Raw genomic sequence first — 3722 nt, 5'->3', positions numbered from 1 at the left:
GATCACCGCGACTTTGCAATCGCCCTGGGAGTCGTGCAGGTCGTACCAGTTCCGCGGGCTGATGGGGCCGACGGATCCGCGGCCCCCGGATCCCTTCGTGGCCGAGGCGATGAGGCTGCTCAGGTCCTGGAAGGTCCGCGACATCTCGCCGGCGGGCGGGTCGCCCCACATGCCGGGGTGGGCGAGCGAGGCGTACTTGAGCGTGATGCCGTGGGAGAAGATGGACCAGTCGAAGCCGGAATCCGCGGCGAACCGCGAGGCGAGCGTATTGGCGGCGTCCCCGGTGACCACGGTGTAGGCGGTGTCCTTGCCGTCCTTCTTCCGGCAGGCCCGCTTGCCGAGTTCCTGGAGGAAGACGCCCAACTGCTGGTAACGGCCGGCGAAATAGATCACCTTGGCGTCCGTCTCGCAGATGCGCAGCACCATCCTGTTGAAGTCCATGGGAAGGCTGTTGCCCGCACTGAACAACTCGCTCTGGTACGGCGACCCTTTGGTGCGTTCGGCGAAGGCTTCCTTGAGGGTGTCGATGTAGTTGTCACCCTGGCGCTGGTCCTCGACCAGGAGGGAGTCCGCGGGCTTGACCCCGTGGTCCTTGTCGAAGTTGGCGATCGCCGCGGCCTCTTCGCTGTTGGTCGGGCCGATCCGCACGAGGCCGGGGTAGGCCTTCGGATTCCGCCGGCTGTTGGCGATGCTGTCGGCGGTGATGGTCCCGCCGACCACCGGAATGCCGAGATCCCCGGTGAGGTGCGCGATGGCGTCCCGGAACGGACTGGTGCTGTTGTCGAAGCCGGTGACGGCGCGCAGATTGTCCTTCGCACTGCGGGCCATCTCGCCCAGCCGGTCGGTCACCGGACGCCACTGGGCGCCGTCCCGCCCCGGGTTGGCGAGCACCAGCCGGATGGCCGGCTTCTCGCCGCTGGAGAGGTGGTTGGCCCGGTACTGGGCGAGATAGGCCCCCTGGACCTCTTCCAGGATCCGGCGCTGCTCGACCTCGTCGTCCCCGATCATCGAAATCATCAGGGCGACCGTGACGTAGGGGGTGTCCTTGTCCTGCACGACCCGGTCGTTCTCCTCCTTGACCCGCTGCGACACCTCGGCCAGGAGCGGCGCGAACGGGTAGCCGCCGTCGGTCACCCCGGTGCACTCATGGCGGGGCCCGCGCTCCTCCACCCCCTGGCCGCACGACGGGTCGGGCCGCAGCAGCGTCCACCCGCCCCAGCCCGCGAGGCCGATCAGGGCCAGCACGACGGTCAGCACCACGGCCTTGGTCACCGGGCCCCAATCGCTCGGTCTCATACGCTGATCCCTCCCTCGATCGGCAGGTCGGGGGCCTGGACGCCCTCGACCAGCCGCCTCGGCCACTCCAGGCAGGCCCGGTGGAGCGCGTCGTCGTCCTCGACGTGCTCGTACAGCGTCCGCAGCGCCGCCCCGACCTTCTGGACGTGCCCGTCGACGGGCACCGCCAGCGGATCGGACTGCCGCCACAGCGCCTGCACCAGCCTGTTGATCGCCCAGTGCACCGGAACCGCGGCCGGGTTCGCGCAGGTGGTGCAGCCGCCGTAGTCGACCGGCCGTACCAGGGCGTCGTAGACCCGGGCGGCTTCGCCGGGCGGAACCGGTGCGGCGCAGACGATGTTCACGCCGGAGAGCCAGGCGGCGCAGCCGTCCCGGCCGAAGCGCTCGTGCAGGACGCGCACGACCAGGTCCACCTCGCCCAGCGCCAGCGAGTGGTGCAGATAGGGCAGTTCCTGCCCGCCGGGCTCGGCTTCGGCGTTGCCCGGCGTGTAGCCCGCCCGGAGCCAGCGGTGGATCTGGTACCAGCGTTCCTCCGGGCCTTCGGCGCGCAACCGCATCAGCAGCAGCGCACGCAGTGCGCGATCGGCGACGAAGGGCACCGCTCCGTGGACCGCGGGCCAGGGGTGCAGGTTCCAGCGGGAGGCGTCCAGATGATCCCTGGCCTCGTGCACGCGCTCCCGGGGGCTCTGCCCGACGGCGTTCTCCTCGTGCTGGAACGCCTCCGCGAGGCGCCGCGCGGCGCTCTCGTCCAGGGCCGCCGACAGCAGGGGCAGCCGCGCCCGCAACCCTGCTTCGGGCAGCAGCTGTTGGAGTGCGCTGCGGGTGAGGCCGGACGGTGACCCGTCGTGGAAGAGGGCGAGGAACTCGGCGAGGCCGAGACGTTCGCCGGTCGCGGGGAGCGCCTTGGCCGTGTCGGCCAGGAGCCGGGCGCTGCCCGGCCGGCTTCCGCTGAGCCGGTCGAGGAGGAGCGGGAGGCGCGCGGGGTAGTCGAGCGGGCTGAGCATGCTCATGATGTCGTCCCGCCGGACCGGCGGCAGCCCCAGCCGCAGCAGCGGCGGGTAGGCGACCCGGTGGGACGAGGATCTGTGGCGGCCGGGGTCGACGGGGGTCCCGACCTCGGACAGCTGGGTCAGGGGCCTGGGGTCGCCGAGCGACGTCGCCACGACGACCGGGCGGGTGACCGGGTGGCCGGAGCGCCCCAAGCAGTCGTAGGCGCCGACCAGTTGGTCGAAGAAGCCGGCGGCGAAGCGGCTGTGGACGTTGTCGAGCAGGATCAACGGGAGCGGGGTGCGGTTGGCGCGGTGCAGCCGCCCGTAGTCGTCGTCGATGTCGGCCAGGAGCGCCGCGATCAGCAACTCCTCGGCCTTCCCGCGGCTTTCGTCGCCCCTGCGGAAGTCGCGCACGAAGGCGAACAGCTTCTGCAGGCCGTCGCCCTGGGCGATCGTCAGCTGCTCGCTCCACCAGTGCAGCGCACCCCTGTCCGGACGCGGGGCCAGCAGGAGGTCGCGAGCCGTGGTCAGGACGGTGGGGAAGATCTCGTCCAGGGGAGCGGGCAGGGCGATGGCGTTGGTGAGGAGCGGGATGAGGGCGTCCAGCCACCTCTGCAGGGATTCCCTGCGTTGCCTGCGGTCGGCGTCGCCCGTCCCGACGGTTTCCCGGAGGCTGCGTTCCGCCTCCCTGAGCCGGTCCGGGAAGGTGCCCCGGGGCTCCCAGGCGGTGACCACCAGCAGACCGACGGAGAGCCGGGGAAAGCGCGGCGGCCGGCGGGTGCCGCGCAGCTTCAGCCCGAGTTTGTAGGACAGCAGGTAGAGAACGTTCGTGACCGGCGAGGAGTTCGGGCCGTCCGCCGCCCCGCCCTCCTGGAATCCGGGTGCGGCCAGATCGATCCGTGCAAGGGGCACGCGGTCGTGATAGCCCTCGTACAGGGCGCCGAGCAGGGCGCTCTTCCCGCTGCCCAGCCCGCCGCATATCTGCACGATCGGAGCCCGGTCGCGGTCCTCGAAGGGGACCCGGCCGCCGCCGGTGCGTTCCAGGCCCACCAGCCGGGGGATCAGTCCGTCGAGTACCGCGTCTTGGCCGTAGAGTCTTTCCCCCATGGCTCTCCCCACGCGTCGTACGAAAGCGTCAGGTAGACGGTGGGGGAAGGATAGGGTCTGGGATTCCCGATGTCCGTGGGGTTCCGCAAAGTTGACGGACCGTCATGGAAATGGCGAATTCCGGAGGCGTTGCGTATCGGTGACCGATGGTGCCGCCCTCGTCACCCACCGGGAGCGGCCGGCGGTCTCGCGTTGCAGAGTCGCGCGGGGCTGGCAACGCTGGAAGGACCGGAAGAAGGACGAAGAAAAACCTAGGCAACGATTCCCATGCGAGCAACGCTGATCTACGGAGCCGGGGACGTGCAGGGCGATTGCAAAGTCGCGGTGATC

At 70.5% G+C, this 3722-nt stretch carries 2 protein-coding genes; both read right to left on the bottom strand.

The features are described from left to right. Positions 1 to 1296 (bottom strand): ABC transporter substrate-binding protein (locus ACLHRZ_RS36725; RefSeq protein ID WP_490422928.1); only part of this gene is annotated, 1296 nt, incomplete at its 3' end. Then, entirely contained in the window at positions 1293 to 3392 is a 2100-nt protein-coding gene (locus ACLHRZ_RS36720; RefSeq protein ID WP_490422927.1) for a hypothetical protein, read from the bottom strand. The genes ACLHRZ_RS36720 and ACLHRZ_RS36725, both read right to left, overlap by 4 nt. Positions 3393 to 3722: the final 330 nt, after the last annotated feature.

The organism is Streptomyces sp. AM25, assembly GCF_058146165.1.
This window is presented reverse-complemented; position numbering and strand designations above follow the sequence as displayed.